Origin of the sequence: Desulfofundulus luciae (genome assembly GCF_030813795.1) — a bacterium.
In the GTDB taxonomy this organism is placed as follows: Bacteria; Bacillota; Desulfotomaculia; order Desulfotomaculales; family Desulfovirgulaceae; genus Desulfofundulus; species Desulfofundulus luciae.
This window is the reverse complement of record NZ_JAUSUX010000016.1, coordinates 1-25,016: the sequence shown is the minus strand read 5'-3', so window position 1 is coordinate 25,016 and position 25,016 is coordinate 1. Positions and strand designations below refer to the sequence as shown.

The following is a 25,016-nucleotide window of genomic DNA, read 5'->3' as shown; positions in this document are numbered from 1 at the left end:
CATTACTCAGGTTTAAGCTGTCGAAAAACGGGTAAAACTAGGGGTAGAACAAATATTTGCAAGTTGAGTAATGGGGGAACAAGAAAATGCTCTCGCGAAGGCGGATCGGCTTTTGGGTTGCGGGTGTACTGGCGGTGGCGCTGCTGGCCTGCTGGGGCTTGCAGCGGGCTGCCATGGTTAACCCCTACCATCCCGATCACCTGATCCGCTTCCATGTGATTGCCAACAGCAATTCGCCTGCCGACCAAGCGCTGAAATTCCGGGTGCGGGATGTGCTTGTCCAGGCCATGACCCCTCGCTTCCAGCAGGCCCGCAATATTGAAGAAGCCAGGATCATCGCCCGGACCAACCTGGATTACATGGAACAACTGGCCAGGCAGGCAATCCGCGACGCCGGGGCGGACTACCCTGTCACCGTTTCCCTTGGTCACTACCGGTTTCCGGCGAAAACCTATCACGTGGCTAATGCTAGCCCGGGGAAAGTTCACGACCTGACCCTGCCCGCCGGTGAGTATGAAGCGGTGCGGGTGGTCATCGGCCGGGGTGCCGGGGCGAACTGGTGGTGCGTGTTGTTCCCGCCCCTATGTTTTGTAGATTTTCACAATTCTGCCGGACCTTGTGCCGGTAAACGGGAAAACCCGCCCCGTTTGGGCACCGGGTTGAAGTGTGATCCGGCTAAAGAAAGGCCGGAGCAAAAAACTCGGTCTCCGGCGGATGAAGGCAGAGAAGGGGAACTGGATGCCGCGGCGGGTTCAAAAGCGGAGCCGGCTTTTAAATGGACCGGGCCCCCCGCCGTAGCCACCCTGGCTCCCGCCCACCGGGCCGGTGAAGATGAGGGTGTTCTTTTAAAAGCGAATTCCTCCGACGGTACGCCCGTGGAATTTCGCTTGCGCATCCTGGACTTCTTTACCAGTGCGCAGGGCTGGTTGGATCGTCTCTGGAGTGCCCAGCACTCACCGTTTTCAGTTAACTACGCAGGAGATTAAAACCGCATATAGCCAGTCCGCACCATTGGATAACCCTTATTTCGGTGAGTGCTGGGTTCAGCTTGCCCCCCTGGCGGCATATAATATGCCAGGGGGTGCAGGCAATGGTAAAGGTATCGGATTTGCGCATGCGGGAAGTAATTAACATTGCCGACGGGCGCCGTATGGGGCCGATTAAGGATATTGACATTGACCTGGAACAGGGACGCATCAGCGCCATCATTCTGCCCGCTCAGGGAAGTCGCCTTTTAGGGTTATTCGGCCGGGAAGAGGAAATTGTGGTCCCCTGGCACAAGATTAAAAAGATCGGCCTGGATGTAATCCTGATCGATTTGCGGGATGTTACCGGCGTGCGACCCGAACCAGGTTTCCCGGGCAACGGGAAAGAACGTTATTTCTAATAACCTCCAAAACTACCCGTGTCTTGTCCAGGTAGTCTCGTCCTGGACTAAAAAATGGGACAAGCATCACCCGCAACGGAAAAAACATGAAAAGGGTACCTCTTGCGAACAGAGAGGGAGGAAATCGTTTGTGGTTTCGCGAGGGGTACCCTTTTCACGTTTTTGTTTTTGCCCCTATATATAGTATAATATCTGCGCCAGCTGTACTATATATGTGAAGAAAAGTTTCTTTATCCCCAGGGCCTGTGGTGGAAAAGAGTGGTGAAACAGCGTGCGCTGTCCCTTTTGCGGTTTTTCGGAAAGCCGGGTGCTGGATTCCCGCTCGGCGGAAGACGGGTATTCCATCCGCCGCCGGAGGGAATGCGCGGGATGCGCCCGGCGGTTTACCACTTACGAGCGGGTGGATGAGCTTCCCCTGGTGGTGGTAAAAAAGGACGGCCGGCGGGAGGTATTCAATCGCAAAAAACTCCTGGCCGGGCTGGTCAAGGCCTGTCAAAAGCGCCCCGTATCCATGGCCGCCCTGGAGGCCCTGGTGGACGAGGTGGAGCGAACATTGCGCAGCACGGCTGAGCTGGAGGTTTCCAGCCGGCAAATCGGCGAAATGATTATGGAACGGCTGCGTGTCCTGGATGGAGTGGCTTATGTGCGCTTTGCCTCGGTATACCGGGAGTTCCGGGATGTGCAGGAATTTTTGCGGGAAATCCAGCGCCTATCCGAAACGACGTAAAAGCTTAGCTATTATAGCAGCTGGAACTGTAACGCTAGATATTTATATATTTAAGAAGCTAGGATTGCCGGATATTATCCAGACCTTAGTTAGAGGAGGCTACCGACTTGTTCAAGGTTATCCGCAAACGGGATGGGCGGGAAGTGCCCTTCGATGAGACCAAAATTACCGATGCCATCTTTAAGGCCGCCCGGGCGGTAGGGGGTGAGGACCGCCAGACGGCCATGGAGCTCACCATCGAGGTCCTCAAAATGCTCAAGAAGAAGTACAACGGCCAGGTCTTCGGCGTGGAAGATGTCCAGGACGTGGTGGAAAAGGTGCTCATTGAAGCCGGTCATGCCCGCACGGCCAAGGCCTACATCCTCTACCGGGACAAGCGAACCCGCATCCGGGAAGCCAAGGGTGATTTAATGGATGCGGTGGAGGAAATCCTGGCGGAAACCAACCGGGAAAATGCCAATGTGGGCAATTCCCCCTCGGCCAAAATGTTGCAGATTGCCAGCGCAGCCAGCAAGAAGTATTACCTCACCCGCCTTCTGGACGAGGATTTTTCCAATGCCCATATGCGGGGAGACATCCACATCCACGATCTCGACTGGTACGCCAAAACCTTGAACTGCCTGCAACTGCCCCTGGACAGGCTCTTAAGTGAAGGCTTTAATACCGGTCACGGGTATATCCGGCCTCCGAAACGGCCCACCTCGGCTACGGCCCTGGCGGCAATCATTTTGCAGAGTTCACAAAACGATATGTTCGGCGGACAGTCCTTCCCCTTCTTTGACCGGCAAATGGCTCCTTTTGTGGAAGATTCCGATGAGAACGAGACATTCCAGGCCATGGAAGCCCTGGTGTACAACCTCAACTCCATGCACTCCCGGGCGGGGAGCCAGGTGCCGTTTTCCAGCATCAACCTGGGCACCGATACTTCCGAGGCCGGGCGCAAGGTAACCCGCAACTTGCTTTTAGCCTATGAGGCCGGGCTGGGGCGGGGAGAAAACCCCATTTTCCCCAATATCATTTTCCGTGTACAGAAGGGGGTCAACTTTGAACCCGGGGACCCGAACTATGATCTGTTCCAGTTAGCCATTCGGGTAGCCAGCAAACGGTTGAATCCTTCCTTTGCCTTTATGGATTCTTCTTTCAACCGTCCTTACGGAGATCAGGTGGCCTATATGGGCTGCCGCAGCCGGGTGATGGCCAACCGGCGGGGCCCGGAGGTCACGCCGGGTAGGGGGAACCTGTCCTTCACCACGATCAACCTGCCCCGGCTGGGCATAAAGGCTGAGCGAAATCTCAAGCGGTTCTATGGGCTTTTGTCGGAGGTCATGGACCTGGCAATCAGGCAGCTTTACCATCGCTTCCGGGTGCAGGCCAGGCTCAAGGTCAAGGACATGCCCTTTGTCATGGGGCAGGGCATTTACCTGGGTTCGGAGGGGCTGAAGGAGGACGATTGTATCGAGCCGGCCATCGTCAACGGCACCCTGGCAGTGGGCTTTATCGGCCTGGCCGAAGCCCTGGTGGCTTTAACCGGGCGGCATCACGGCCAAAGCGAGGAATCCCAGGCCCTCGGCCAGGAGATTGTGGCCTTTATGCGCCGGCGTATTGATGAGGCCTGTGAGGAATATGACCTGAACTATACCCTGCTGGCCACACCGGCCGAGGGGCTTTCCGGGCGGTTTGTGCACATAGACCGGCGGGAGTTCGGCATTATTCCCGGGGTGACGGACCGGGAATATTACACCAACTCTTTCCATATACCGGTGTACTACCCCATCAGCAGCTTTGAGAAAATCAGTCTGGAAGGACCCTACCATAAATACTGCAATGCCGGACACATCAGCTATGTGGAAATGGCCTCGCCACCGGTACATAACCCCGAGGCGGTGGAAACCCTTATCCGCCACATGGCGGCCAGCGACATGGGTTATGCGGCCATTAACTTCCCGGTGGATTTCTGTACCAGCTGCAACTTAATGGGCGTAATCAACGAAAATAATTGCCCCCGCTGCGGCTCGGCAGCCATCCGGCGGGTGCGGCGGATTACCGGTTACCTTTCCACCGTGGACCGCTTCAACGACAGCAAGGTGGCGGAATTAAACGACCGTTTGCCCCACAGCCTGAGTTAGATGCTTTAGCGAGGAGAGGTATTTGTGCAGTTACGTGTAGCCGGAATAATTAAGGAAAGTGTGGTGGACGGGCCGGGCCTGCGGCTGGTGGTTTTTGCCCAGGGCTGCCCCCATCGCTGTCCCGGCTGCCATAATCCCCACACCTGGGATCCGGCCGGGGGCGCTTCGGTTGAGGTGGAAGAAGTTCTGGCCATGGTCAAGAAAAATCCCCTTTTAAAAGGGATAACCCTTTCCGGGGGCGAGCCCTTTGCCCAGGCCGGTGCCCTGGCCTATCTGGCCCGGCAGGTTCGCGCCCTGGGCCGGGATGTGATTACTTACACGGGCTATACCTGGGAGGAACTCCTTGAGCTCGCCAAAAGGGATGGGGCGGTAAAAGAGCTTCTGGAGCTTTCCGATTATATTGTGGACGGTCCCTATATCCAGGAAAAAAGGGATCCGGAACTGCCCTTCCGTGGTTCCAGCAACCAGCGCATTATCGATGTACCCGCCTCCCTTGCCTGCGGCCAGGTGGTCATCGCTTCGTGGGGTAGGATTGGATAACGGACGGGAATTCCCTCTTTTTCCGGCCATGTTCCATATAGCGAAAAAGGGGTTTTAAAACCCCTTTTTCAATGTCCGCAGGTAGCGCAGCTTTTACCGGCGCACCCGCCACAGCTGCTGCCACCACTGCTGCTACCGCTGGCATCCCGGTTGCCCGGGGAGGCAAAGCTGCTCATCACCCGGTTTGCGCCGGTGGCCTGGCATGCCGGGCAGACCTGATGCTCACCACTTTCTCCCAGTGAGCATAATTTTTCAAAGCGGTGACCGCAGGTGTTGCAGCGAAACTCATAAATAGGCATTCCGTAACACCCCTTTCCCCATTCACAGCAGGGACTTCCCGGCTATTTTTAGCTTACGCTGCAGTCCGGCACCTGTCAAGGAAGACATTTTTCACTGTATTCAGAAGGGATATCCTCGTTGAAAGGGAATTAATAAAAATCTAAGTTGCACTAATTAGGAGGGGTTGCATGCGCGTTCGTTTTCTCGGAGCTGCCCAAACGGTCACGGGCTCCTGCTTTCTTTTAGAAGTGGGAGCCAACCGGCTGATGGTGGATTGCGGCATGTTTCAAGGGCCCCGGACTTTAAGGGAGCGTAACTACCGGCCTTTCCCTGTATCACCCCTTAGCGTAGATTACGTTTTGCTCACCCACGCCCATATAGATCACAGTGGCTTAATTCCCAAACTGGTGAAACATGGTTTTCGGGGCAAGGTGCTGGCCACCCCGGCTACCATCGATCTGTGTGCAGTCATGTTGCCCGACAGCGGGCACATCCAGGAAATGGAGGTAGAAAGGCTTAACCGCAAGGCAGCTCGGGCCGGCCGCCCGCTCATAGAACCAATTTATAACGTTGAAGACGCCAACCGGGCCATGGATTTTTTTCAACCAGTGGATTACGGCCAGACGGTGAATCTTACCAGAGAAATCAGCGTACGCTTTTTAGAAGCGGGACACATCCTTGGTTCGGCCATGGTGGAGCTTACGGTGAGGGAGGGGCAGCAAGAAACCAAACTTCTTTTTACCGGCGATTTAGGGAAAAAGAACAAGCCCTTCCTTAAAGACCCCTCGTTTATCGACCATGCCGATTATGTCTTCATCGAATCCACCTATGGTGACCGCCTACACCCGGATCAGGGGGATCATGTAAATCTGCTCCACGATATTATCTGGGAGACCTATCACAAGGGTGGCAATTTAATTATTCCCGCCTTTGCCGTGGAGCGCACCCAGGATTTGATTTATGATCTCAATCTCCTGCTCATCAACAATCGTTTCCCGCCCATGAAGGTTTACATTGACAGCCCCATGGCTGTGGCGGCCACAGAAGTTTTCAAGAAGTATACTCCTTATTTTGACCGGGAGACCCAGGATCTTATAGCCCGGGGCAAAGATCCCCTGAACATGGCCGCCCTTGAGTTTGCCCGTACCACCGAAGAATCCATGGCCTTGAACAAAATTAAAAGCGGCGCCATCATCATTGCGGCCAGCGGCATGTGCGAGGCCGGCCGGATCAAGCACCACCTGCGCCACAATCTGTGGCGTCCCGAATGCACCGTTCTTTTTGTTGGTTATCAGGCTCCAGGAACCAAGGGCCGCCAAATAAAAGACGGGGCGAAATTCGTGCGCATACACGGGGAAGAAGTGGCCGTACGGGCTACCATTAAAAGTATCGATAGTTTTTCTGCCCATGCGGATAAAGAAGAATTGCTGGAATGGTTGGAACACTTACAAAAACCTCCTACCAGGGTTTTCCTGGTGCATGGGGAACCTACGTCCATGAATGTTCTGGCGCAGGATATTGCCCGGCGTTACGGTTTTTCCGTGCACGTTCCCGTGCTTGAGGAAGAAGTGCAGCTTACTCCGGCTTTGCCGGTTGGCGAGGAGGAGTTGCGCCAGGCATATGACGCAGTGGCGAGCCGCTTGCAAGATCTGCTGGCCAGCGGTCTGGGCAGGGGGCATTACCAGGAGATTATGGAACAACTGGACCATTTGAACGCCCTGCTGGCATCGATTCAGAAGCAGGCCAGTTAATTACATTGCCTAAAACAAGGCGTACCGATATAATTATATGGTGTAATCGGGAATTTTCCCGGTTTTTTGGGAGGGACTGATTTACGTGCCCGGCTACCTGTGGAAAGAAGAGGGGGCAGTTAAGTGGCTGCTCTGGGAAGCCTTCCTGGACACCGGTTTGGTGAGCCATGGCTTTACCACCCGCCATGGTGGTGTTAGTACCGGGGAATTCGCCACTTTAAATATGGCCTTTCATGTGGGTGATGACCCTGATCATGTCCTGACCAACCGGGAGGTGGCCTGCTGGGCTTTGGAAATGAACCCCGCACACCTGGTGGCCGGCCAGCAAGTCCACGGGGATCGGGTGGCGGTGGTTGGGAAGGTTCACCGCGGCCGGGGGGCCCGGTCAACGGAAGATGCCCTGCCTGCCACTGATGCCCTGATTACCGGGGAACCCCTGGTACCCCTGTCCAGTTATTATGCCGATTGCGTGCCAGTTTTCCTTCTGGACCCGGTCCGGCGGGTGGTCGGTCTGGCACATGCAGGCTGGAGGGGGACGTACCTTGACATTGCGGCCAAAACGGTGGAGGCCATGGGCCGGTTTTTTGGCAGCCGACCCGAGGATTGTCTGGCGGGCATTGGCCCCTCCATTGGACCCTGTTGTTATGAAGTGGATGTGCCCTTAGTTGACCTGTTTAAGGGACATTTTCCTTTCTGGCAGGAACTTTTGGTTCCCAATCCTACCGGCAAGTGGCAGCTTGACCTTTGGGAGGCCAACCGGCGCATTCTGGTGGAAGCCGGCCTTGGGCCGGAAAACATTTTTATAGCCGGTGTTTGCACCTGTTGCCGGCAGGATCTCTTTTTTTCATACCGGGGGAGTGGCGGCCGTACCGGCAGGATGGCGGCCCTGATCATGTTAACTTAACGGCCGCTTAAAGGAGGCAAGTATATGGCTAAAATCCTGGTTGTGGATGATGAAGAGCATATTGTGGAGTTGATCCGCTTTAACCTGGAAAAGGAAGGTTACCAGGTAATAGCCGCCACGGACGGGAATACCGCCATCGAAATGGCACGCTCCCAGCGGCCCGATCTCATCCTGCTGGATGTGATGTTGCCGGGACAGGATGGCCTGGCGGTCTGTCGCACCCTGCAGCAGGAGGCTGAAACACGGCATATTCCGGTGATCATGATCAGTGCCCGGGGGGAGGAGCTGGATAAGATCCTGGGTCTGGAAATGGGAGCCGACGATTACGTCACCAAGCCTTTTAGCCCGCGGGAGCTGGTGGCGCGGGTCAAAGCCCGGTTGCGCCGGGCGCCTGTGGGGGGCGAAGGAAGGGGTGCTCGCCCCCCGGGGGGAAAGCTGGTCCGCGGGCGGCTGGTAATTGACCCGGATCGTTTCCTGGTTACCGTGGACGGCGTTAAACAAGACCTAACTCCGAAGGAATTCGAATTACTGCGGTTTCTGGCCAGTGAACCGGGAAAAGTATTTTCCCGTGAATACCTGCTGGAACAGATCTGGGGGTACGATTACGCCGGGGACTCCCGGACGGTGGATGTGCATATACGCCATATCCGTCAAAAGCTGGAACAGGTGCCCAACGCGTCCCAGTATATTGAAACGGTACGTGGAGTGGGTTATCGCTTCCGGGAGGTGCCTTAAAAGAGTGAAGCTAAACTTCCTGCGGGGTATTTCCTGGCGGCCGGTGGTCAGTTATTTTTTTCTAATGGCCATCTTTTTTGCCCTTTTGCAGCTTTATGCCGCTAAAAAACTGAGCGTAGGAGGAGCTTTATTTATTATCCTGCCCCTATCGGTATTACTGGCCTGGCTTTTATACCAGAGGGTCATCGGCCCGTTAAATGAAATCATTGCCGCGGCCAGGGATATGGCCCGGGGCAACCTGAACCGGGAACTGCATATTTATACCCAGGATGAAATAGGAGAACTGGCCCGCAGCATTAATGACATGGCCCGTCAACTGCGGAACACTATTGGCATGATCACCGATGAAAGGAACCGGGCTCGCGCCATTCTGGACAGCATGGCCGACGGGGTAATTGCCCTGGACCGGGATGGTCGCGTGCTGCTCATAAACCCGGTGGTAGAGGAAATATTCGACTTAAGGCAGGAAACCTGCCTGGGAAAAAAAATCCTGGGAGTTATCCGAAACTATGACGTTGAGCGCCTCTTGCGCAAGGCTCTAGAGACGCAAAAACCCACCAGCGAGGAAGTGAAAATTTTTGGGGCCGGTTCCGACCCTCGCATTTTTCGCCTCCATGCCACTCCTTTAAAAGGCTCCGGCCGAGAAACCGGGGGGGTAGTGGTGGTCCTGCGGGATATTACCGAACGCAAAAAACTGGAACAGATGCGTACGGAGTTTGTGGCCAATGTCTCCCATGAACTGCGTACTCCGTTAACTTCCATCAGGGGTTTCGTAGAAACCCTTCTGGACGGGGCTCTGAATGATCCAAAAACTGCCCGCCAGTTTTTAGAAATAGTGAATAAGGAAACCGAACGTCTGACCCGTCTGGTCGATGACCTGCTGGATCTCTCCAAGATTGAGGAACGGCGGGTGGTGCACCGCTGGCAGCCGGTAAATTTGGTGGACGTTATCAACCGCGTGGCTTCCCTGTTCCGGCCGCAGGCAAAGGAGAAAGCGCTCACCCTTTCCCTGGAAGTGCCCCGGGATCTGCCCAGCGTATATGGTGATCCCGATATGCTCGCTCAGGTGTTAATTAATTTGCTGGACAACGCCATTAAATATACACCACCCCGGGGCAGCGTAACCATCCGGGCCATGATCCTGGAGGATCAGTTGAGGGTAGAGGTGGAAGATACCGGCATTGGCATTCCTGCTGAAAGCCTGCCCCGTATATTTGAACGTTTCTACCGCGTGGATAAAGCCCGTTCCCGGGAACTGGGGGGTTTTGGTATCGGCCTGGCCATTGTGAAACATATTGTCCGCGCCCATGGCGGCAAGATTGAGGTGGAAAGCACCCCTGGGAAGGGAAGCTTGTTTTACTTTACCCTGCCCCTGGCTGAACCGGCATCCCGTTAATCAAAAAATAACCTTTTTGTAAACCATGATTAACATTCCTTTGTTAGAATGGGCCACAATGACAAAAAAGAGGTGACTTAGGGGGGTGCCCGATGGAGGAACACGTGAAAATTGCTGTTAAAGATTTAAACCTTTATTATAAAGATTTTCACGCCCTGAGAGATATTAATTTAGATATAAAGGCCAACAAAATCACTGCCCTTATTGGTCCTTCCGGTTGCGGTAAATCAACCTTTTTGCGTACTTTAAACCGGATGAACGATCTTATCGAGGGAGTGCGGATAGAGGGAACGGTTTTACTGGACGGTCATGATATCTATGCCCCCGATGTGGATGTGGTTTACTTACGCAAACGGGTCGGGATGGTTTTCCAGCGTCCGAATCCTTTTCCCATGTCGGTTTATGATAACGTGGCTTACGGACCAAGGGTTCACGGTATCAAGAATAAGCGGCTGTTGGACGAAATTGTGGAAAGGAGCCTGCGGGACGCGGCCCTGTGGGATGAGGTGCAGGACCGCTTATTTAAATCGGCCCTGGGCCTTTCCGGTGGTCAGCAGCAACGCCTGTGTATTGCCCGTCTCCTGGCGGTTGAACCGGAAGTGTTACTGATGGACGAACCCAGTTCTGCCCTGGATCCCATTTCCACTCTCAAAATAGAAGAGCTGATCCAGGTGCTGAAGAAAGATTATACCATTGTGATTGTGACCCACAATATGCAGCAGGCCGCCCGGGTTTCGGATATTACCGCTTATTTTTTAAACGGCGAACTGGTGGAATGGGGGACGACGGATGAACTCTTTACCCGTCCCAAGGATCAGCGAACTGAAGATTATATTACTGGTCGGTTTGGTTAGTATTTTGCGTTTGCCGGTCCACCGCGACTGTTGGCGCAAAGGACGAAAACAAAACATGTTTTTCCGGGAGGGATGTCGGTGAGTCCCCGTTCTTCCTTTGATAAAGCCCTGGCGGAGCTCCAGCAGGATATCCTGCGCATGGCCAGTTTGGTGGAACAGGCCATTTATGATGCGGTTCAATCTCTGGTCAAGCTCGACGTGGCAAGTGCGGCCCAGGTAATCATGGGCGATGAGATGATCGATGAACTTTACCTGGAAATTGAAGATAAATGCGTAAAATTAATTGCCACCCAGCAACCCATTGCCCGGGATTTGCGGGTGGCCATCACCGGGATCAAGATTCTTTTGAGTCTGGAGCGGATGGCCGATCATGCGGTGGATATCGCCCGGGCCACCATGTGTTTAAGCGGGCAGCCTTTGACGGTAAAATGCCTGGAATATATCCCCCAAATGGGAAGGCTGGCCCAGCAGATGGTCAAGGATGGCCTGGATGCCTATGTTAACGGTGATGTTCAAAAGGCCAGGGAGATGTGTGCCCTGGATGACGAAGTGGACTATATTTTTGCCAAAGTGTTCCGGGAACTGATCAACGGCATGATGGAGAATCCCAAAACGATAATGCAATCGGCCTACCTTCTTTACGTCAGTCGCTATCTGGAAAGGATAGCCGATCACGCCACCAACATCGGGGAAGCGGTTATCTACCTGGTCACGGGTGAACGCCGGGAACTAAACTAATTTTCTCAGCCAGGCGCCAGTTGCCGGTACTTTTTTCGCAGGATTTGCACCAAGAGCCGTCGAATAAGACAAGTTATGCATCTCTATCTGAATCTTGGCAGGTGACGGGGTTGATCTCCCTGCTCCGGGCCAGAAAAATATTCCCTTTGTCGATCCTTTCTCTGGTAGTTCTTTTTTTCCTCTGGTGGCTGGGAAACCGCACCTGGTACCTGGTCGAGACACGCCTGGTCAAGGTGGAATGGTTGGAAGAGGGCAAGGTTTCCCGTACCATTACCACCGCTGGCTGGTTGATTAAGGAAGAGCAACTGCTTCCCTCGCCAGGGCGGGGTCAGTTAAGGCTGCTGGTAGGCGATGGGCAGCGGGTGCGGGCCGGGGGAGCGGTGGCAGAGATCCTCCTGGCCGATAATGGTGCCGGCGGGGAAAAAGTGGTTGTACATGCACCCCGGGGAGGAGTTTTCTGCAGCCATATCGATGGACTGGAAAAGGTATTGCGGCCTGGCAATGCATTAGAAATGGAGGCCGTGGAAAAACTGGGGGCAGAGCCCGCTTCCCCCGGTACGGGTAGCCGGGTGGAAAAAGGGGAGCCCGTAGGCAAGCTGGTGGATAACCTGTCCGGCATGTGGTACTGGTGTCGGGTTCCCCGGGAGGAAGCCGGGTCTGGAAAATGGTCCCCCGGGCAGCCGGTGGTCGTTCTGTGGCAGGGACGCCCAATACGCGCCCGGCTAGAGAAAATTACCGGAGAAGAGATGCTCTTTCTGTTATCCGTTTATCCCGGAGACCTGGTCCACCAGCGCCAGGTCCAGCTGGAGCTGTTGGCGGGAGAAGTGGCCGGTTTTGTGGTCCCTCTCCGGGCCGTGGTGGAGCGGGGCGGGCAACCCGGTGTTTATATCATTTCCCGGCGCCGGGCCACCTGGGTGCCCGTTCAGATTCTCGGCAGGACGCCGGGGCGGGTGGTCATTTCCGGCCGCGGTTTATCTGCCCGCACCCGTTACGTGACCAACCCCTTGTGGGTCCGGGAAGGAGACAAGCTGGAATGAGTGCTGGGGGGAAGGATATTTGGGAATCAGAGAAAATCTGCGCCTTGTACTTGAGCAGGTCGCGGAGGCAGCTAAAAAGGCTGGCCGGGATCCCGGTTCGGTTAAGCTGGTGGCGGTAACCAAAAACGTTCCCGTGGACATGATGCAGGAAGCTATGGCAGCAGGGGTAAAGGCCTTTGGGGAAAACCGGGTGCAGGAATTGGTGGCCAAACACCCCCGACTGCCGGTTGATGTGGAATGGCACCTTATCGGCCATCTGCAAACGAATAAGGTTAAATATATCATTGACAGGGTTCACCTGATCCATTCACTGGATAGCTGGCGCCTGGCCCGGGAAATCAGCCGCCGGGCTCAGGAGCGGAGCTTAAATGTTGAAGTGCTGGTGCAGGTAAATATATCCGGGGAAGAAACCAAATACGGTCTACCCCCTGGGGAGGTGAGGAACTTTATTGTCGGGGTGGCGGAGCTTCCCGGTATCCGCGTGCGCGGGTTAATGACCATTGCTCCCCTGGTTCCGGATCCCGAAGGGGTAAGACCGATCTTTCGAGAATTATATCAAATGGCTGGCTGGCTCAGACAAGAGCTGCCGGGGTTACCGCTGGATTTTTTATCTATGGGTATGAGCAACGATTTTAGGGTGGCGGTAGAGGAAGGGGCAAATATAATTCGAGTGGGTAGCGCCATTTTTGGACCCCGACCAAATCCAAGGAGGGATAACCATGGCGAAAAAATTGGTGGATAAGGTCCTCGGTTTTATGGGCTTTGAAGAAGAGCCTCCGGAGGAAGAGGAAAAGGAGCGCTTCCGGGAGGAACGGTTCCGGGATGAAGAAACCGTACCCCAGGTCAAGCGCAAAGGGCAGGTCTTCAGCTTGCACACCCAGCGCCAGGTGCGGGTCATTGTGGCCGAACCCCGGGCCTTTGAAGATGTGCAGAGCATAGCCGAACATTTAAAAAACCGCCGGCCGGTGGTGGTTAATCTGGAGCGGGCTGAGAGCGAGCTGGCCAGGCGCGTGGTGGATTTTGTCAGCGGAGCTACATACGCTCTGAACGGGAGCATGCAAAAGGTAGGCAACGGTATTTTTCTCTTTGTGCCCAGTAATATGGATATAGCCGGCGACATTAAAGAATTTGGGGAACGGAGGATTTTCTCCTGGATGGACCAGTAACGGGGGTGTTCCTTTTGCCATTAACAGGGCTTGCAATTGGTTGCCTGGGAGGCGGGGCCATGGCCCAGGCCTTGCTCACAGGATTGATAAAAAGCGGTATCCAGGCTCAAAACCTGTATGTAAGCGATACCCGCCGGGAAAGGCTGGAATTATTGCACCGGGAGCTGGGTGTACATACGCGGGAGGACAACAAGGATCTGATAAAGGAAACAGATGTGGTTATTCTGGCAGTCAAGCCCCAGGTAGTAGAGGAGGTTTTGAAGGAAACGGGGGCCCTGTTCCAGCCCCATCAGACTCTAATCTCCATTGCCGCCGGTATTACCACCCAGTTCATTGAAAGTTTTCTCGCCCAACCGGTGCCGGTGGTCCGTGTTATGCCCAACACGCCCTGCCTTTTGGGAGCCGGAGCCAGTGCCCTTTGTCTCGGCACCTACGCCGTTGCCCGGGATCGGGAACGGGCCATGGCTATTTTCAGTGGCGTCGGCCGGGCGGTAGAAGTGCCGGAAGGGCTGATGGACGCCGTGACAGGGCTTAGCGGCAGCGGGCCTGCCTATATGTATGTTATCCTGGAGGCCCTGGCCGATGCCGGGGTGCGGGTGGGCCTACCCCGGGATGTGGCTCTATTGCTCAGCGCCCAGACCATGCTGGGAGCGGCCCGGATGGTTTTAGAAACCGGCGAGCATCCCGGCCGCCTGAAAAATATGGTTACCACGCCAGGGGGGACGGCCATTGCCGGTGTCTATGCCCTGGAAGAAGGAGGGCTGCGGGTAACCCTCATGCGGGCGGTGGAAGAAGCTACCCGCCGCTCCCGGGAAATGTCCAGTGGATTAAAATAAAAGGAGAGCACTATGAGTTTAGAACGCATTATTAACGTGGCTTTCCAGGTTTATGCCTGGCTGATCTTTATCCGCATTATTTTGTCTTTTATTCGTCATAACCCCTACCATCCTCTGATCCGTTTCGTTTATGAGATTACCGAACCTGTATTGGGTTTCTTCAGGCGCTTTATCCCCCCCGTGGGAATGCTGGATTTTTCACCCCTAGTGGCTTTTTTTGCCCTGGAATTGCTGCGCCAGATAATTCTCAACGTGATCCGGGCCCTGGGGTTGTAGTCCTGAAGGAGTGAGGAAGTACTGGATAAAGAGTTTCTTCTATCCCGTGCCCAAACCCAAGAGGAAAAAGAACTTCTGGCCAGGCTTTGTGACCTGGTGCAGGGAGTTTTGCGTACCCGCCAACCGCGCGTAACGGATTTCCTTGATCCCCATCATGCCGGTCTGGTGCTTAAGGCTTTGGAAAAAGTGGCCGATCTGGCGGCGCAAAGTGATGGTGGTTACCCCGGTGCCGAGCGGGTGCGTATTCTTATTTATCCCGATTATCTCGATCCCCGGGAAGAGGAGTGGGATCTGGCATTTTTGTCCATCCAGGGTTCCTTTAGAGATCAGGGACTCAGCCACAGGGATTTTCTTGGGGCTTTGCTGGCCCTCGGCTTGCGCCGGGAGAAAATTGGGGACATCCTCCTGCATAACGACCAGGCCCAGGTGGTGGTCACCGGCGAGATAGCACCCTTTATCCAGTCCCAGCTTGCCCGGGTGGGCCGCATCCCCGTGACCGTGCACCAGATTGCCAGGGAGCAACTCTGCCCTCCTCCCCGACGGATCCGGGAAATCAAGGCCACCGTGCCTTCCCTGCGCCTGGACGTGGTGGCTGCTGCCGGTTTTGGCACTTCCCGCACCCGCATGGCTCGGGAGATTACCGCCCAACGGGTAAGTATAAACTGGCAGGTCTGCAGTGATGTTTCCCATCCGGTGAAGGAAGGAGACGTTATTTCCGCCCGGGGACGCGGCCGGGTGCAGGTAACCAGGGTTACGGGAACCACTAAAAGCGGCCGCCTGGCGGTTATTTTGCACCGGTATGTTTAATGGGGTGACGGGTTGATGATCTTCCTGCGGGAAGAAAAGGGAGCAGTAGTCTTTAAAGTTCGCGTTCAGCCCCGGGCGGCCAGAAATGAACTGGCCGGGATTTTTGAAGACGCCCTGAAGGTCCGTTTGACGGCGCCCCCGGTGGAAGGGGAGGCCAACGAAGCCTGCCGGGATTTTCTGGCCCGGCTGCTGGGAGTGCCCAGGGCACGGGTGGAAATCGTAGCCGGGTACACCGGGCGTAACAAGCTGGTGCGGGTACAGGGGGTTTCTGTGGAAAAGGTGCGCTCTTTGATGGCAGCCAAAGATAGGCCTGGCTAATCGCGTCAACCAAAAGCTTTGTTCTTTAAAAGAGTGGAAGAGGTGATGCACCGTGTTAAGGAGGCGTATCACCTCTTCCACTCACGTTTTATACCTGGCCAGAAGTTCCTTAATTAGCTCCCGCCGGGCCAAATAACGGTCGCGGCTGGGAACAATCCAGTCATTCAGATGGTGGCGGCGATGTTCTGCCGTCCAGAAATGACCATAGGGGCCCGGCGGGTCGGGTAAAAAACGCAAGGCTCCCTTTTCATCCGGGACCAGCCGTCCTGTGGTGTTGCATACCACACAGGTAACCCTATCCTGCCCGCTGAGGCGAAAGGCGCGGCTATAGCAGTTGCCGCACTGCTGCTCTTCCGGAGGACGTGCCTCGATTTCTCCGGATAGGGCCCGGGCTACCCGCCGGCCCAACTCGCGGGCCCGGGCAACGTTTGCCTGTTCCAGCAGCACCTCCCCCGGCCCGGGAGCATAGGCCTCATGATAATCAATAACCCGGTAGCCGTAGACCAGGGGGAAAAGGTTCAGGAGTTCCACTCCCAGTGGATTCCATTTCCTGTTGCCGGCTACGCTAATGGTGGTGGCCACCCGGGCGCGACCGGCCAGTTCTTCCAGGTGAGGGGAGAGACTTAGAGCCCGGTCCGCTACCAGCTTGACTATGCCTGCTGGACCCAGGATATAGGTGGGCGCGGCAATGATCAACCCGTCAGCCTCCAGGATTTTCTCCAGTAAAACCCCCAGGTCGTCATTTTTGATGGCGCAGGACCCCTTGTAGACACAGGCCAGGCAACCCCGGCAGGGTTCAAACCGCAGGTCCGACAGGCGTAAAAAGGATACGGCCGCACCGGTTTTTTGCGCCGCGTCCAGGGCTTCCCGTAAGAGCACCTCACTATTTCCCAGGGGACGCCGGGAACAGCAGATACCAAGTATGGTGGCCATTGTTTGCGAACCTCCCGATCAGATTTTGACGAAAGTAGGAAAACCGTTGTTGCTACTTCAAGTAACGGTGCGTATACAGGTTAATTATCTGTTTTCAAGAAAATTCCTCTTTTTAAATGGCCTCTCCATTTTTCCTTACGATTAAAATCTTTATTGAAATTATACCGTCTTTGATTGAGGATATAACATAATCGGCCGTGTAAAATTTAAGTAGGTACCAGAAGGAGAACGACCCCCCGAAAAAAGAAATGAGACCTCGCCCCAAAAACACCAAAAGGCAAACTAAAGGAGTGTGCGGTCTCATATTAAATATTCGCCACATAGTGGGGGCAGTCCTTCTTTTCGTCACCAGGCGTGTTGACCTGATCCCTGTTTTTTGTGTATAATACTTGTTGTTTATGATGCAAAGCCTGTGAACGGGACGAGTAGCCAGGTCCCTCCTGTTGCAGAGAGCCCGGGGAAGCTGGAAACCGGGTACAGGAAGCCATGGCGAAAATCACCCGGGAGGTGCCGGCTGAACGGCGGGGTTATCCCCGTTTAGTAGGCCCGGACGGCTGGCCGCCGTTACCGGCAAAACGAGGGGACAGGTTAGGGAAAGTTAACCTGTCTATAAGGGTGGTACCGCGGGAAGATCCCGTCCCTTGGGGCGGGGTTTTTTCTATTTTAGCCGGACACACTTGAGCTATTATACGTAAACTGGGGTGGTTACTGATGGATTACAGCCAGACCTTAAACCTGCCCAAAACCGATTTTCCCATGCGGGCCAATCTGCCCCAGCGGGAACCGGAGATCTTAAAATTCTGGGATGAAATTAATATTTACCGCCTCGTACAGCAAAAAAATGCCGGGCGGCCCAAGTTTATCCTGCATGACGGGCCGCCCTACGCCAACGGGCACATCCACCTGGGGACTGCCCTGAACAAGGTACTCAAGGATATTGTGGTCAAATATCATTCCATGGCTGGCTATGATGCCCCCTATGTGCCCGGCTGGGATACCCACGGGTTACCCATTGAACAGCAGGCCATTAAAAACCTGGGGTTAAACCGGCATGCTGTTCACCCGGTGGAGTTCCGGCGCAAGTGCAGGGAATACGCCTTGAAATTTGTGGACGTCCAGCGGCAGGAGTTTAAGCGCCTGGGCGTGCGGGGAGACTGGGAGCATCCCTACCTCACCCTGATGCCCCACTATGAGGCGGCGCAAATTGGCGTCTTCGGGGAAATGGCCCGCCGGGGTTACATTTACAAAGGCTTAAAACCCGTTTACTGGTGTGCCACCTGTGAAACGGCCCTGGCTGAGGCGGAAGTGGAATATCAGGATAAAAAGTCCCCGTCCATCTATGTTCGTTTTCCCGTAAAGGATGGAAAGGGGCGTTTGCCGGCGGGCAGCCAGGTGGTCATCTGGACCACCACCCCCTGGACGTTAATTGCCAACGTGGCCGTTTGCCTGCATCCCGATTTTACCTATGTTCTGGTGGCCTCCGGGGAAGAGGAATATGTGGTGGCTAAAGAACTGCTGCCTTCTTTTGCCCGGGCTGTGGGACTCAATGATTGGACCATTAAAGAAGAGTTTGCCGGCAGCGACCTGGAGGGCGTGGTTCTGGGGCATCCCTTTATTGAACGGGATTCCTTGGTCATTTTAGGGGACCACGTCACCCTGGATGCCGGTACCGGCTGCGTGCACACTGCTCCTGGTCACGGTCACGAAGACTACCTGGTGGGGCAGCGCTACGGTTTGCCCATCCTGTCTCCCATTGACGGCCGGGGGCGTTTTACCGGGGAAGCGGGGCAGTTTGCCGGACAGTTTTATACGGACGCCAACGAGGGCATCATTGCCGAGTTAAGGGCCAGGGGTAAACTGCTTAAAAGCGATACCATAAACCACCAGTACCCCCACTGCTGGCGTTGTAAAAGGCCGGTCTTTTTCCGGGCTACGGAACAATGGTTTGCCTCTATTGAGGGCTTCCGCCAGAAAGCCCTGGAAGCCATCCGCCAGGTGCGCTGGATCCCGGCCTGGGGAGAAGAGCGCATTTACAATATGGTGGCCAACCGCGGCGACTGGTGCATTTCCCGGCAGCGGACCTGGGGCGTTCCCATACCCATCTTTTACTGCGCTGGTTGCGGCAAGGAAATTATTACTGAAGAAACCATATCCCACCTGCAGGGATTGTTCAAGGAGTACGGTTCGGATGTCTGGTTTATGCGGGAAGCGGCGGAACTGCTTCCCCCGGGGTTCAAATGCCCGTCCTGCGGGGCCGGCGAGTTTACCAAGGAAACCGATATAATGGATGTCTGGTTTGACAGCGGCACCTCCCACGTGGGCGTGCTGGAGCAGCCGGACATCTGGCCGGAACTGCGCTGGCCGGCGGATCTCTACCTGGAAGGCAGCGACCAGCACCGTGGCTGGTTTAACAGTTCCCTGTCCACGGCGGTGGCGGTGAAGGGTCAGGCTCCCTACCGGGCGGTGCTGACCCATGGCTTCGTGGTTGATGAGCAGGGCCGTAAGATGAGCAAATCCCTGGGCAATGTCATCGATCCCCTGAAAATAATCGATCAGATGGGGGCCGATATTTTGCGCCTGTGGGTGAGTTCCGCCGATTACCGGGGAGATCTGGCGGTATCGCCAAACATTTTAAAGCAAATGACCGAGGCCTACCGCAAGATCCGCAATACCTGCCGATTCTTGTTGGGCAACCTGTATGACTTCGAGCCCGGGGACCAGGTACCCTATGACCGGCTTCCCGAGATGGATCGCTGGGCTCTTTTGCGCCTGCACCGGATGATGGAGCGGGTGCTGGCTGCTTACAGGGATTACGAGTACCATGTGGTTTTCCATACCATTCATCACTTTTGTACCACTGATATGAGCGCACTGTATCTGGATATGATTAAAGATCGGCTATACACCACCCCCGCCCTTTCCCTGGAACGCCGGGCGGCCCAGACTGTGCTCTACCAGGTATTACATGCCCTGGTGCGTTTGCTTGCCCCCATTCTGGCCTTTACCACGGAGGAAATCTGGCGCTATGCCCCCAAAGAAAAGGATGCGCCGGTAAGTGTCCAGCTAACCGACATGCCCCAGGTGAATGAGGATTACCTGGATGTGGAACTGGAGGCCAAGTGGGAGCGCCTGCTGGCGGTGCGGGGCGAGGTCACCCGGGCCCTGGAGGCGGCCCGGCGGGAAAAAGTGATTGGCAACTCCCTGGAGGCTGCAGTGGTCCTGTACGCCCGGGAGGAAATGTACGATTTTCTGTCCAGGGCCCAGGATCTGCCTACAATTTTCATCGTTTCGGCCGTGGAGCTAAAAAAATGGACCGGGGATCTGCCGGAAAAGGCGGTGGCTTCTGAAATAATCCCCGGGCTGGCGGTAGCGGTGGAAAGGGCGCCGGGAGAAAAATGTGAGCGGTGCTGGATGTACCATCCTGGAGTCGGCCGGCACCCGGATCACCCCACCCTTTGCCCCCGCTGTGTGGACGTCGTAGGAACACTGGAGTGAACACGGGGCCGGCGCACCACCAGTTTTAAAACCGCTGGAAAATAAGAAACCCTTCTCCATTGGAGAAGGGTTTCTACTTCGAGCCGGTAATGACCTGCGCTACAGCCATTACGCATCCCTGCATAGCCCGCGGTAACCTTTCGGTTACCGCGGACCATTACGGAACCCGTAATGACCTTTGCTCGACCAGTACAGATACCTGGGAAGCCTGATGCAGTCTCTCGGCTGCACCAGACCTCTCAATTTTAGTCGTAGTAGACAAAAATAATCCGGCACCTGTACTGATCTTAGCTCGATCAATGGATATCCCTTACGACCCGGCAGCAGCCCTTCGGACTGCTGCCGAGCCTGCCGGAACATCCATTGATCTGCCCGCCGGCTGGTATCGAGCCTGTGCGACCCGATATCAACCTTTGGCCGACTGCTACAGAGCCATTTGCGACCCTGTAGCAGTCTTGGCTCGGCCATTACCGACCCTGCTGGTAGTATTATTGCCCTTTCACCCGTTTATATGCAACAAATTCGATGGTAAATAAAACCATATTATATTTTGCCTTTTAAACTGATTTAAAGTCAGGTGAATGGCATAAAGAGGATACTACTTGAGCAAGTATCCTCAAAGTTTAACCATTAAACTTTTTCTGCCGTCATTTAAGTGGTTCATTTTTGTTATTGGCCTTCAGAAAATTTACCCGCCATAGCTCAACTTAATATAATAGAAAAAAGCCCAGAGCAGGAAAAGTGAGGTGTCTTTATGTACAGCAGTGGTCTGGGGGAGCCAAGCCTTGATGCCCTGCTGGCTCAGGTGCAGGCCGAGCTGTCGTCCCGGGATGGGCGGATAACGCGCGTGGCCCCGCTTCGTTCCGTGGGTGAGCGGTTGCACCTGCAAGTCTGCCTGCGCTATGGTGACCGCCCGGAGTTCTGCCTTCCCCTGGCTTTGCCAATCAAAGCCGTTCGGGAAGGAGATGTGGGCAGCCTCGTATCTCAGATCCTCTGGGCGGCCGAACATGGCTCTCGAGTAACAGTGGTAGAACCCCTGGAATCCACCCGCTCATTCCGGGTGACGGCTTAACCGAATTAAACCTGCCTTCCCGGCAGGTTATTTTATTTCTAAAGTGCTTTGAGAAAAAAGCAGGATAAGGTCAGGTGACATCGTATTGGTTATGGGAATGGGGTAATGGGGACTTTACTTGCTGGAAAGGTATAGGAGCATGAAAAATCTTGCTAAACACCTGAAAAGGATCCTGGGCAAAGAAAAAGTTTTTACCGCCCCGGAAGATTGCCTTTGCTATTCCTACGATGGCACTTTTAAGACCGGTGTTCCCGGGGTGGTGGTACGCCCTTCGTCAACCGAAGAGGTGGCGGCGGTGATGAAACTGGCTTCTCGAGAAAGAATTCCCGTGATACCCCGGGGGGCCGGAACCGGTTTGAGCGGTGGTGCCGTACCTTTGGAAGGGAGCCTGGTCATTGACCTGACGGCGATGAACAGGATTGTTAAAATAGACCCCGCTGAGATGCTGGCCGTGGTGGAGCCCGGTGTCATTACCGCCTACCTGCACAAAACGGTGGAAAATATGGGACTTTTTTACCCACCCGATCCCTCCAGTGCCAATGTCTCTACCATTGGGGGCAATATTGCCGAGTGCGCGGGAGGCCCCCGGGGGTTGAAATACGGCGTGACCAGGGATTATGTGTTGGGTGTCCAGGTGGTTCTAGCCAGCGGGGAAGTAATTCAGTGCGGGGGCGAGACCGTAAAAAATGCCAGCGGATACGATCTGCGCGGTCTTTTCGTAGGTTCCGAGGGTACGCTGGGCATCATCACCCGGGCTAACTTGCGCCTGCTCCCGAAACCCCAGGCCAGGCAAACCATCCTGGCGGACTTTAAAACCATCGAAGAGGCAGCCGGGACCATCACCGCCATAATTGGCGCCGGGGTTATTCCCGCGGCCCTGGAAATAATGGACGATGTGACCATTCGCTGCGTGGAAAATTTTTTGCATGCCGGTTTGCCCCTTGATGTGGAAGCCATCCTTTTGATGGAGGTGGACGGCCCGGCTGTATCCCTGCCCGGCCAGGTCAAGACCATAGCCACCCTGTGCCGGCAGCACGGTGCCGCCAGGGTGAAGGTGGCCGAAACAGAAGCGGAAGGGGCAGAACTGTGGAGGGCAAGGAAGGCCGTTTCCCCGGCCGTAGTGCAGGTAAAGCCCACCAAAATTTCCGAAGATGCCACCGTCCCCCGGAGCAATATTCCGGCTATGATCAGGGGGATCAGGGAAATTGCGCGCAAGTACAACCTGATCATTGCTATATTTGGCCATGCCGGGGACGGCAATTTGCATCCCAATATTTTGATCGATAAAAGCAACCCGGAGGAAATGGAACGGGCGGAAGCGGCGATTGAGGAAATGTTCAAACTGGCCCTTTCCCTGGGCGGCACGCTTTCCGGTGAACACGGAATAGGCCTGCTCAAAGCTCCCTTTTTGGAGATGGAGTTTGGCAAAGCCGGTGTAGCAGTGATGCGACGGATTAAAGAAGCCCTGGATCCCCTGGGCATTTTGAACCCGGGCAAAATCTTCGGAGGGATCAGCAGTTGAACGATGACGCCGGTGCCGCCAAATACCAGATAAACCGCTGCAGTAAATGCGGGTCGTGCCGGGAAGTGTGTCCCGTTTTTTCCGAGATGGGGGGCGAGCCCTGGGTGGCCCGGGCCAGGGTACAACTGGCCAATGCCGCTATAGAAGGTCAAATTGATTTTTCCCGGCGGTTTAGGGAGATCATGGAAAGCTGTCTCCTGTGCAAGGCCTGTGTTACTCACTGTCCGAACGGCGTAAGGGTGGACAAGCTTGTCCTCTGGGCCAGGCAGGAGGCGGTGCGCAAACAAGGGCTACCTTTCATCAAGAAGTCCATTCTGCGCAACGTTTTGCGCTACAATCACAGGCTAGAACTGTTAGCCAGGGTTTTAGCAGCTTACCGGGCGACGGGCCTGCGTTTGACCAGAAAAGAAGGCCTTTTGCCGCCTGTTCGTGTAGCCCCTTTCAGGCGGTTGGCACGCATAAAAAAGCTGGGAAAACCTTCACTTTTGGTTGCTTATTTCACCGGCTGCATGACTCAGTATGTGTATCATCAGACGGGTTCGGCCTTGCTGGACGTGTTAACCGAAAACAACGTCCAGGTGGTGCTTCCCGAGCAGTACTGCTGCGGGATGCCTGCCCTGGCTGCCGGAGACAGCCAGACAGTGCGCGAACTGGCCAGGGGCAATGTGGAAAGTATTATGAAAACGGGTGTTGATTACATCGTTACTGATTGCCCTACCTGTGGCGAGATGTTGAAAAGTTACGGAGAGTTGCTTGGGGAAGATGCCGCAGGGGACTTTAGTTCCAAGGTTCAGGATATATCTTACTTTCTGGCGCATACGGTTGGCTTCCGGGAACCTGCCGGAAAGTTGCCCCTGGTTGTCACCTACCACGACCCCTGTCATTTGAAACGGGGTCAGGGTATCTGGTCGGAACCGAGAAAAATTCTGGCCGCTATTCCGGGGCTTTCCCTCAAAGAAATGGCTGAGAGCGACTGGTGCTGTGGTTCGGCGGGTTCCTTCGGTCTTACCTATTACGAGCTTTCCATGAAAATACTCAGGCGTAAGGTAGAAAACATCAGGGCTACCGGTGCTCAAGCGGTGGTTACGGGCTGTCCTTCCTGCCGCCTGCAAATTGAGTACGGCCTGAACCAGGCGGGTATTTTTATTCCCGTATTGCACACGTTGGAATTATTGAGCCGGGTGTACGGCCCAGCCAACGCCTCCCTTTCCTTACCTTCAGTTTGCCAACGGCAGGAATTGGTTGCCCCCACAGCGAATAATTAACAAAAGGTCAATTTACTGGGGGGAGGGTGGGGGTTTTTGAGTTTATGGGATAACTTAAAAAGGAAAGTTTTCCCCGATCTCTCCCTGGATGTGCGCTTGTCCTCCCTGGAGTATGTCCAGGGAGGGACGATACAAGGGGAAGTTCTTTTAAAAGCGGTAAAAACTTCCCGGCGCATCAAGGGGATACGGCTGGAATTACTGGAGGAATGGCATGAGGGAGAGGAAGGGGAGAAGAGACGTCACCGGCAAAGGGAAACCGCGGTCAAAATGGACCTGGCCAGGGAAATGACCGTAGATCCGGGCAAAGTATTGGAATTGCCTTTCACCTTGCACCTGCCCTTGAACCTGGTCATCAGCAGTGATCACCACCGTTGTTTTTTGCGTGTACAGGTGGTGATTGCCTTTGCCCCCGATGTCACCCGCATGATCGAACTGACCATAAGGCCTTCCCCGGCCATCACTGCCGTATGGGAAGCCTTGTCCTGGCATTTGGGCTTTGCCTCCTGTGGCCTTACCTCTACTTCCCGGCAGCAAGTATTTAAATTTTGTTCCGGTCCCGGTACACCCACCGATTTTCGCCACATTGAACACATTGAAATGATTTTTGTAAACGAAGAGGACGGACTGCGCATTCACATGAAGGCAAAGGTTGACCTGTTAGGCAATCTTGATGCCGATAATTATTTCACCCTTTTCATTCCCTATCAGGAAATGTTCCGATCCGATGGTACGCCGGCTCACCAGTGTATTGGTGAAACTCAAGTTTGAAACTTTAGCGCCCCATACATTTCCAACGAAGCTGGAAACCCAGTAAAATCAAGGATCTTAGTTAGCGGAATACTTAAAAATTGC

25 protein-coding genes and 1 other annotated feature are annotated in these 25,016 nt (G+C 54.8%); of the genes, 23 read left to right on the top strand and 2 right to left on the bottom strand.

The window, feature by feature from the left end:
* Positions 1-86: 86 nt before the first annotated feature.
* The 5 genes from spoIIR (at position 87) to nrdG (ending at position 4,780) form a co-directional block, all read left to right on the top strand.
* Positions 87-986, top strand: a complete 900-nt coding sequence (gene spoIIR, locus J2Z49_RS10120; protein WP_307402740.1) for a stage II sporulation protein R — start codon at positions 87-89, stop codon at positions 984-986.
* Between the two features lie 104 nt (positions 987-1,090).
* Positions 1,091-1,387 (top strand): YlmC/YmxH family sporulation protein, encoded by a 297-nt coding sequence (locus tag J2Z49_RS10115; RefSeq protein WP_307402738.1) that lies wholly within the window; start codon positions 1,091-1,093, stop codon positions 1,385-1,387.
* Between the two features lie 271 nt (positions 1,388-1,658).
* Entirely contained in the window at positions 1,659-2,114 is a 456-nt protein-coding gene (nrdR, locus tag J2Z49_RS10110; RefSeq protein ID WP_307402736.1) for a transcriptional regulator NrdR, read from the top strand.
* A 107-nt stretch (positions 2,115-2,221) separates the two neighbouring features.
* A complete protein-coding gene (nrdD, locus tag J2Z49_RS10105) occupies positions 2,222-4,240 on the top strand; it encodes an anaerobic ribonucleoside-triphosphate reductase (RefSeq protein WP_307402734.1) in 2,019 nt (672 codons plus the stop codon).
* 24 nt (positions 4,241-4,264) lie between these two features.
* A complete protein-coding gene (gene nrdG, locus J2Z49_RS10100; protein ID WP_307402732.1) occupies positions 4,265-4,780 on the top strand; it encodes an anaerobic ribonucleoside-triphosphate reductase activating protein in 516 nt (171 codons plus the stop codon).
* Positions 4,781-4,848: 68 nt separating this feature from the next.
* On the opposite strand, the gene J2Z49_RS10095 is transcribed toward nrdG, so the two are convergent.
* Positions 4,849-5,079: an FmdB family zinc ribbon protein gene (locus J2Z49_RS10095; protein ID WP_307402730.1), complete on the bottom strand. Its 231-nt coding sequence runs from the start codon at positions 5,077-5,079 to the stop codon at positions 4,849-4,851.
* 168 nt (positions 5,080-5,247) lie between these two features.
* Between J2Z49_RS10095 and J2Z49_RS10090 the strand changes: the two genes are divergently transcribed.
* The 13 genes from J2Z49_RS10090 to J2Z49_RS10030 all read left to right on the top strand — a co-directional run bounded on the left by J2Z49_RS10090 (position 5,248) and on the right by J2Z49_RS10030 (position 15,877).
* Positions 5,248-6,810 carry an MBL fold metallo-hydrolase RNA specificity domain-containing protein gene (locus J2Z49_RS10090; protein ID WP_307402728.1) on the top strand — a complete coding sequence of 521 codons (1,563 nt, stop codon included), beginning with the start codon at positions 5,248-5,250 and terminating at the stop codon, positions 6,808-6,810.
* Between the two features lie 85 nt (positions 6,811-6,895).
* On the top strand, positions 6,896-7,714 hold the full coding sequence (gene pgeF, locus J2Z49_RS10085; protein ID WP_307402727.1) for a peptidoglycan editing factor PgeF: 819 nt from the start codon (positions 6,896-6,898) through the stop codon (positions 7,712-7,714).
* Positions 7,715-7,738: 24 nt separating this feature from the next.
* Positions 7,739-8,449: a response regulator transcription factor gene (locus tag J2Z49_RS10080; protein WP_307402726.1), complete on the top strand. Its 711-nt coding sequence runs from the start codon at positions 7,739-7,741 to the stop codon at positions 8,447-8,449.
* Positions 8,450-8,453: 4 nt separating this feature from the next.
* Positions 8,454-9,845 carry a two-component system histidine kinase PnpS gene (pnpS, locus tag J2Z49_RS10075; protein ID WP_307402724.1) on the top strand — a complete coding sequence of 464 codons (1,392 nt, stop codon included), beginning with the start codon at positions 8,454-8,456 and terminating at the stop codon, positions 9,843-9,845.
* Positions 9,846-9,937: 92 nt separating this feature from the next.
* The gene (gene pstB / locus J2Z49_RS10070; RefSeq protein ID WP_307402722.1) at positions 9,938-10,699 is read left to right on the top strand and encodes a phosphate ABC transporter ATP-binding protein PstB; all 762 of its coding nucleotides are present in this window, start codon (positions 9,938-9,940) and stop codon (positions 10,697-10,699) included.
* Between the two features lie 78 nt (positions 10,700-10,777).
* On the top strand, positions 10,778-11,437 hold the full coding sequence (gene phoU, locus J2Z49_RS10065) for a phosphate signaling complex protein PhoU (protein ID WP_307402721.1): 660 nt from the start codon (positions 10,778-10,780) through the stop codon (positions 11,435-11,437).
* A 101-nt stretch (positions 11,438-11,538) separates the two neighbouring features.
* Positions 11,539-12,474: an HlyD family efflux transporter periplasmic adaptor subunit gene (locus J2Z49_RS10060; protein ID WP_407650082.1), complete on the top strand. Its 936-nt coding sequence runs from the start codon at positions 11,539-11,541 to the stop codon at positions 12,472-12,474.
* A gap of 19 nt (positions 12,475-12,493) precedes the next feature.
* Entirely contained in the window at positions 12,494-13,216 is a 723-nt protein-coding gene (locus J2Z49_RS10055) for a YggS family pyridoxal phosphate-dependent enzyme (RefSeq protein ID WP_307402717.1), read from the top strand.
* Positions 13,194-13,640: a cell division protein SepF gene (locus J2Z49_RS10050; protein WP_307402715.1), complete on the top strand. Its 447-nt coding sequence runs from the start codon at positions 13,194-13,196 to the stop codon at positions 13,638-13,640. The genes J2Z49_RS10055 and J2Z49_RS10050 overlap by 23 nt, the downstream gene beginning before the upstream one ends.
* A 5-nt stretch (positions 13,641-13,645) precedes the next feature.
* Positions 13,646-14,476: a pyrroline-5-carboxylate reductase gene (proC, locus tag J2Z49_RS10045; RefSeq protein ID WP_307402714.1), complete on the top strand. Its 831-nt coding sequence runs from the start codon at positions 13,646-13,648 to the stop codon at positions 14,474-14,476.
* A 12-nt stretch (positions 14,477-14,488) separates the two neighbouring features.
* Complete coding sequence (locus J2Z49_RS10040) at positions 14,489-14,752, top strand: YggT family protein (RefSeq protein ID WP_307402712.1); 264 nt, start codon at positions 14,489-14,491, stop codon at positions 14,750-14,752.
* A gap of 108 nt (positions 14,753-14,860) precedes the next feature.
* Entirely contained in the window at positions 14,861-15,559 is a 699-nt protein-coding gene (locus J2Z49_RS10035; protein WP_307402710.1) for a YlmH family RNA-binding protein, read from the top strand.
* A 15-nt stretch (positions 15,560-15,574) separates the two neighbouring features.
* Positions 15,575-15,877 carry a DUF167 domain-containing protein gene (locus J2Z49_RS10030; RefSeq protein ID WP_307402798.1) on the top strand — a complete coding sequence of 101 codons (303 nt, stop codon included), beginning with the start codon at positions 15,575-15,577 and terminating at the stop codon, positions 15,875-15,877.
* Positions 15,878-15,958: 81 nt separating this feature from the next.
* Here the strand turns inward: J2Z49_RS10030 and J2Z49_RS10025 are convergent, their stop codons facing one another.
* The gene (locus J2Z49_RS10025; RefSeq protein ID WP_307402708.1) at positions 15,959-16,810 is read right to left on the bottom strand and encodes a flavodoxin family protein; all 852 of its coding nucleotides are present in this window, start codon (positions 16,808-16,810) and stop codon (positions 15,959-15,961) included.
* Positions 16,811-17,213: 403 nt separating this feature from the next.
* Positions 17,214-17,455, top strand: a binding site (T-box leader).
* A 66-nt stretch (positions 17,456-17,521) separates the two neighbouring features.
* On the opposite strand from J2Z49_RS10025, the gene ileS reads away from it, so the two are divergent.
* From ileS to J2Z49_RS10000, 5 genes are all read left to right on the top strand, one after another.
* Positions 17,522-20,305, top strand: coding sequence for an isoleucine--tRNA ligase (gene ileS / locus J2Z49_RS10020; protein ID WP_307402706.1), 2,784 nt, complete (start codon positions 17,522-17,524; stop codon positions 20,303-20,305).
* Positions 20,306-21,059: 754 nt separating this feature from the next.
* Positions 21,060-21,377, top strand: a complete 318-nt coding sequence (locus J2Z49_RS10015) for a hypothetical protein (RefSeq protein WP_307402704.1) — start codon at positions 21,060-21,062, stop codon at positions 21,375-21,377.
* 139 nt (positions 21,378-21,516) lie between these two features.
* On the top strand, positions 21,517-22,899 hold the full coding sequence (locus tag J2Z49_RS10010) for an FAD-binding oxidoreductase (protein ID WP_307402703.1): 1,383 nt from the start codon (positions 21,517-21,519) through the stop codon (positions 22,897-22,899).
* Complete coding sequence (locus J2Z49_RS10005) at positions 22,896-24,164, top strand: (Fe-S)-binding protein (protein ID WP_307402701.1); 1,269 nt, start codon at positions 22,896-22,898, stop codon at positions 24,162-24,164. Before J2Z49_RS10010 ends, J2Z49_RS10005 begins: the two co-directional genes overlap by 4 nt.
* A gap of 36 nt (positions 24,165-24,200) precedes the next feature.
* On the top strand, positions 24,201-24,932 hold the full coding sequence (locus J2Z49_RS10000; protein ID WP_307402699.1) for a sporulation protein: 732 nt from the start codon (positions 24,201-24,203) through the stop codon (positions 24,930-24,932).
* The last annotated feature ends 84 nt before the right edge of the window (positions 24,933-25,016 follow it).